Source organism: Polaromonas sp. P1_E3, from assembly GCF_056405935.1.
On the sequence record NZ_JBFUBD010000194.1, the window covers coordinates 1 to 5,239 of the forward strand.

Annotated in this window: 6 protein-coding genes; all 6 read right to left on the reverse strand. The window is 62.3% G+C overall.

The genetic code is table 11. The annotated features are described in order from the left end of the window. Positions 1-87: 87 nt before the first annotated feature. From AC1D0Z_RS15630 to flgC, 6 genes are read right to left on the reverse strand one after another with little or no spacing between them, the layout of a single operon-like run. Complete coding sequence (locus tag AC1D0Z_RS15630; RefSeq protein ID WP_477659141.1) at positions 88-1,551, reverse strand: FliI/YscN family ATPase; 1,464 nt, start codon at positions 1,549-1,551, stop codon at positions 88-90. Further along, a complete protein-coding gene (locus AC1D0Z_RS15635) occupies positions 1,548-2,318 on the reverse strand; it encodes a FliH/SctL family protein (RefSeq protein WP_477659142.1) in 771 nt (256 codons plus the stop codon). Before AC1D0Z_RS15635 ends, AC1D0Z_RS15630 begins: the two co-directional genes overlap by 4 nt. Continuing rightward, the gene (locus AC1D0Z_RS15640; RefSeq protein WP_477659143.1) at positions 2,315-2,956 is read right to left on the reverse strand and encodes a hypothetical protein; all 642 of its coding nucleotides are present in this window, start codon (positions 2,954-2,956) and stop codon (positions 2,315-2,317) included. Before AC1D0Z_RS15640 ends, AC1D0Z_RS15635 begins: the two co-directional genes overlap by 4 nt. Further along, a complete protein-coding gene (gene fliF / locus AC1D0Z_RS15645; RefSeq protein WP_477659144.1) occupies positions 2,953-4,416 on the reverse strand; it encodes a flagellar basal-body MS-ring/collar protein FliF in 1,464 nt (487 codons plus the stop codon). Before fliF ends, AC1D0Z_RS15640 begins: the two co-directional genes overlap by 4 nt. Before the next feature lie 9 nt (positions 4,417-4,425). Then, entirely contained in the window at positions 4,426-4,734 is a 309-nt protein-coding gene (gene fliE / locus AC1D0Z_RS15650) for a flagellar hook-basal body complex protein FliE (protein ID WP_477659145.1), read from the reverse strand. Continuing rightward, entirely contained in the window at positions 4,734-5,198 is a 465-nt protein-coding gene (gene flgC / locus AC1D0Z_RS15655; RefSeq protein WP_477659146.1) for a flagellar basal body rod protein FlgC, read from the reverse strand. Before flgC ends, fliE begins: the two co-directional genes overlap by 1 nt. Between the last annotated feature and the right edge of the window lie 41 nt (positions 5,199-5,239).

Genomic DNA, 5,239 nt, shown 5'->3' on the forward strand with positions numbered 1-5,239 from the left:
CCCATTGGGCTCGCCTGGCCAACGGCTCCAACGGGTATTTGAACCCGCGCAAATCACCTTTTCCCGAATTTTTGTCACCTGGCAGGTTCATCTCGGGCCTCCCGCTTTGGTGCCCGGCATGGCTGCCGGAACAGCTAGGGCTTCCGCCATGCAGGCCCGCAATTGCTCCAGCGCACGCAGCCGGTCAAAACCACCGTCCCGTTGCGTCATCCACTCTCGAAGTGCCGTGTCACGCCGCAGCGCCTGGTCCAGTTGCGGGTTGGTTCCAGCTTCATAGGCGCCAATTTCCACCATCTGGCGATTGCGCTCCATCAGTGAAATATGCCGGGTCACGCGGTTGACCAGCTCACGCTCGGCGGCGTCCGTGAGGTCTGTGCGCAAACGGCTGGTGCTTTGCAGGACGTCAATGGCGGGATATTGGCCGGTATGGGCCAGCGAGCGCGACAGCACGATGTGGCCGTCCAGTATGGCGCGCAGGTTGTCCGAGATGGGTTCGTTGAAATCGTCACCTTCGACAAGAACCGTCAGCAAGGCCGTGATCGCACCGCCGCTGTCCGATGTGCCGAAGCGTTCGCACAGTTGCGGCAACTCGGCAAACACCGAGGGCGTATAGCCCCGCGCCGTGGGTGGTTCACCTGCCGAGAGCCCGACTTCACGGCGAGCCATCGCCAGCCTGGTGACCGAGTCCATGGTGAGAAGGACCTGCCGTCCCTGGTCCCTGAAGTATTCGGCGATCGCAACGGCCGCATGGGCGGCGCGGATCCGGGCCAGTGCGGGTTGGTCTGCGGTAGCGACCACAACAACGGACCGCTGCAGACCCTCCGGCCCCAGCTGTTTGTCGATAAAGTCCCGGACTTCCCGCCCGCGTTCACCGATCAGCGCGATGACGTTGATGTCGGCCTTGACATGGCGCGCAATCATGCCGAGCAAAGTGCTCTTCCCGACGCCGCTTCCCGCGAAGATTCCGACGCGCTGGCCTTGGCCCAAAGTCAGCAGGCCGTCGATCGCCCGAATGCCGGTTTCGATGATGCGGGCAACCGGCGGTCGCTTCATGGGATTGACGGGCGCGCCGTGCAAGGGAACGTCGCGAACCGTGGCAGGCCGCGCACCGCCATCCAGAGGCTCGCCAAAGCCGTCTATCACGCGGCCAATCTGGGCAGGACCCACCCCAAAGGTCGATGCCCGGCCCAGCGCAACCACCTCGGCGCCAGCGCTGACGCCCTGAAGCGAGCCATAAGGAAGCAGCGTGACATGGCCGGCATGCAAACCCACTACCTCGGCCAATACCCCCGCATTCGCCGAAAACAAATCGCCTGCCGCATCCGATCCCGACGGGTCATGCGGCGCCAGGCGCGGACGGATCCGGCACAACTCGCCCACCACGGCGTCCGGCCCTTGCGCCTGGATGGCCAAACCCTGGACCTGGCGCACCCAGCCTATACGCCTCATCAGTTCCTGCTCCCGTACAGCTTTTCGATAGGCGCTCAGCCCCGGACTGAAGGCCTGGCCTGCCAGGTCGGAAACGGCCGGGGAGCCCGGGTTGGAGTTCATGCCGGACGCTCCGCCCGGCGTGTCGCCCGGGTCTGAAGCAGCATTGTTTTGAGCGCCTCAACCTGCGCATCAAGGCGGGCGTCGAGCGCGCCCTCGGGGGAACGCAACATGCAGCCGCCCAAGGTGATCTCAGTGCTGGCAACCCACCGCGTTGTGTGATTTCTCTGCGATGCGATGCGGGCTCCCAAATCTGTATCCGCTTCAAGCCACCGCAGGTCTTCGGGGTGGACATGAATTTCGAGCGCCGCTTTGCCTCGCCAATGGGCGAGCGCGTTCACCACGCCCGCCTTCAGCATGTCCCGGGTAGGGACCGTTTCGCCCAGCACCCGGCAAAACGCCTCAAAAGCGAGCGCCACCATGTCATCCTCGGCGTCATCCAGAAAGCGGTTTTTCTGCCCAACCATCGCATCAGCCATTTGCCYGATCTTTGCCAGGGCATCGACCAGCTTCTGCTGGCCAGCCTCATGGTCTTCAAGAAGCGCATGGCGCTCCTGTTCAGCGCGCTCCAGCGCCTGTTTCATGCCCGCCTCATAACCGTCTTTTTGACCCTGGACCCTGCCTGCCTCGTACCCGAGGGTGCGCGCTTCCTGCCGGGCCTGTTCGAGATCCGCATCAGGTTCCTGCAACGTCCGGCCGGTCATCAAGGTCGCTGACTTATCGACTATCGGACGCTGCAAGGGCAGCACTGCAGCCGCGCGCGACGCCACGCGCAACTCGAGCGGCGCGCCCTCCACGGCGCCTCTGATAACAAAGCCTTTCGCGGTCACTTATAGGCCCTCACGGGTGCAATGATGCTGGACCAGAACCGGCGCCGTTCCTGCCACCAGCCTGCAAAACCACCCCTGTATGCGCTGGTCGCGTTCTGCGGGGACGCTGAGGCCTCGACGGTTCGGTAGCGTCGCAGCAAGCGCCGCAATAGCGCGAGCCGCAGCTGAGCGGCCTGGTCTGGGGCCGCCCCGGCTCTGCTGTCCAGGCTGTCGACCTGCAGGCGCAAAGAGAGCCGCCTGTGCGTCTCAAGTGCCGACAGCAGGGAATCGGCCCAAGACCAGGATTTCAAAGAGAGCAGGAAGGCCAGCAACGCAACAGGTTCAGGTTTCAGGAGAGGCAGCAACAGATCCACACGTGCCGCGTCAAGCGCATACATCAGGGCTTCGACGGACAGCTCATCGATATGAGCGTGGTCCGCAGGAGCAGACTCCTGTGATGCCGCATCGCCCAGGCGCAGCTCGTCAAGAAGCCTTGGGTCGGAAGGGATGCCCAGGTCGCGCAACTCCTCCAGCAAGGATTGCAACTCGGCCGCCTCGATAGCAGGGAGTTGTTGCAACAGCCATGCGGCGTCGTGCGGTGCCATGGCATGCAAGGTCAATGCAGCCTGCCGCGCAGTGGAAGAGGATTCCGGTCTCATGGCCTCAGTCCTGCGGGCGGGGCTTCCTGCTGCATCCAGGCCCGGACCTGCCGCAACGCCGATTTGCGCTGCTCTTCGGTCATCGCCGGATCGGCGGTTTTGMGCTTTTGCAGCAGAAACCACACCAAGCCGCACAACATCATCAGCAGCAATCCCGCTATCGCCACGACGGGCGTCGGCGTTTCGCCCGACGCCGCAGCGCCTGGCCCTGTGGCTCGAGGCGAATCGCCAGCAACATCAGGAATTTCCGGCAGTGGAAGGGCCCCATTCTTCAGGCTCTGCACAACCACGGTGTCGCCCCGTTCGAGTGAAGCCCCCACAGCTGCGGCGATGACTTTCCGGGCTTGCTCTTCGTCGGCGGCGTCCAGCGCTTTGCGCACAACGGCCACCACTTGTATGCGGCGTATCGACCCCGGCTGGCTAACCACCTGCTCGACTCTCCGCCCAACCTGATATTCCACTTCCCGTTGTACGCTGCCATTCACGCCAGTACCAGGACGCGCGTCGAGCGGCGCCACCCCGGTATCGCGCACAGACTCGCGTTCGCGCACCACCACGCCAGCAGGCGGCTTGTTTTCTCGCCCCGGCGCCGAAATCACTTCTTCGGTGGTTATGCGTATCTGATCCATGTTTAACAGGACGTCCACACTGGCGAGCGCTTGGCCCGCGCCAAAGCTCTGGTCCAGCACCAAGGCGGCCTTCCGGGCAAGGTAATCTTCGGTTTCTTTTTTAAGGTCGAGCCGGCTTGAGCTGTTTGCGAGCGCCGCGCCGTTTTCGGCATTAGTGGCCACTCGACTCAGCGCGATGCCCTGGTGGTTGACGACGGCGACGTCGGCCGAGGTCATTCCCGGTGTTGCTGAAGCGACGAGGTGCTGAATTCCGAAAACCTGCTCGGGACGCAGGTTTTGGCCCTGTTTGAGCGTCAGGGTAATGGCGGCCTTTGGTTTACTGCTCGCCTGCTTGAACAGACCCTGCTCCGGAAGCGCCAGGTGGACGCGCACGTCGCTAACCTCCGCCAGGGACAGGATGGTTCGTGTCAACTCGCCTTGAAGCGCTCGCTGATAGTTGATCTTCTGGGCGAATTCGGTCATGCCGAAGTCGGTATTATTGAACAGCTCGAAACCGACCACTCCCTGTAAGGGGATTTCCTTGCCCATCAGCTTGATGCGCGTTGCGTGCACCTGCGTTTTGTCGACAAGAATGGTCGAACCGCTTTCGGCGAGGCGATAGGGCATCTTTTGCTTGTCGAGCTCCGTTGTCATCGCCAGCGCATCCTGGGGCTTCAGGTCAGTGAACAGCACCTGGTATTCCACTCTGAACGCCCACCATGCAAAAAATACCACAGCGCCCAGGAACAACACCAGCGCTCCAACCAGGAGCGCACGTGCCGGCTGGGTGAGCCCTTTCCAGAAATCGATCATTGCTTCAGCTTTCTTCTTCTTTAAAACAGGTTTGAACAAGCCCCGTGGCTATATCTGCATCTTCATGACGTCCTGGTACGCCTCAAGCAGGCGATTGCGGACCTGCATCATCAGCTGAAAAGCAATCCGGCTTTCTTCCATGCGGATCATGACCTGGTGCAGGTTCTGGACGTCCCCCACGGCCAGCGCCTGGAGATCGCTCTGCGTGGCGAGCAGCTGTTCGTTGACCTGCTGCAGGCCCTGGGTGACCATGGCACCGAAGGACCCCGCTCCCTGCAGTCTTTCGCTCATCGGCTGGAACTGGGAAATGTCGAGGCTTGTTGCCGCGGCAATGGGTGCGATCATTTCGGTGCTCATCACGCGCCTCCAATTTCGAGTGCCTTCAAAGCCATGGTGCGTGCCGAATTCATCGCTGCCACGTTGGCCTCATAGGAGCGCATGGCGCTCATCAGCGTCACCATCTCGGTTGCGCTATCCACACCGGTGTAAGCCACAAAACCCTTGTCGTTGGCCAGCGGGTGACCCGGTTCATAGACCATTCGTGGCGGCAAATCAGTCGGCTCAACCGACACCACGGCAGGTGCCGATGTACCGGTCAGGCTTGCACCGTTAACCCCGCGGCTGAAAAGATCGGCGAATGCCGGTGAGCCGGATGCCACCATCGCGGCAGCTCGAGCCACCACGCGCAGCGGCCGGTACTGGGGACCGCCCGTCTCTTGAATGGTGTTGGCATTGGCCAGATTGAGCGAGGCCACGTCGGCGCGCGTGCGCTCCAGGCTCATGCCGGCGGCGCTGATGGCAAAGGAATCGGAGTAATCCATAGGTGCAGGTCCAATACGTGAGTGATCGGTCGAACTATTTC